Here is a 349-nt window from a genome sequence, read left to right on the forward strand (position 1 = left end):
GCGCTGGGTGATGTTCAACTACCTCATTGGCAATGCCGACGCGCACGCCAAGAATATGTCGGTGCTGGTGAGCGACCGGGGTTACCGGCTGGCACCTTTCTACGACCTGCTGTGCGTGCGCGCTTATGGCGATACGGGGCTGGCCTTGTACATCGGCGATGAAGACACTTTTGACGCGGTGGGCCACCACTCGTGGGAGGCGCTGTGCGCGGACTGTGGCTTTCGCCTGCCTGAAACGCTGCTGGAATTTCGCAGCATGGCAACGGCGCTGCCGCCGGCATGGGCCAAGGTGCGCAAACAGATCGACCAACAAGCCCAGCCAACCGACGCCGAGCAACAGGTGCTGGAC

At 62.5% G+C, this 349-nt stretch carries 1 protein-coding gene; it reads left to right on the plus strand.

Going from position 1 to position 349, the window contains the following annotated elements; all coding sequences use genetic code 11:
• Positions 1 to 10: 10 nt before the first annotated feature.
• Positions 11 to 349 (plus strand): HipA domain-containing protein (locus QZH66_RS18880; protein WP_305807301.1); only part of this gene is annotated, 339 nt, incomplete at its 3' end.

Source organism: Stenotrophomonas sp. YIM B06876, from assembly GCF_030711595.1.
Lineage (GTDB): Bacteria > Pseudomonadota > Gammaproteobacteria > Xanthomonadales > Xanthomonadaceae > Stenotrophomonas.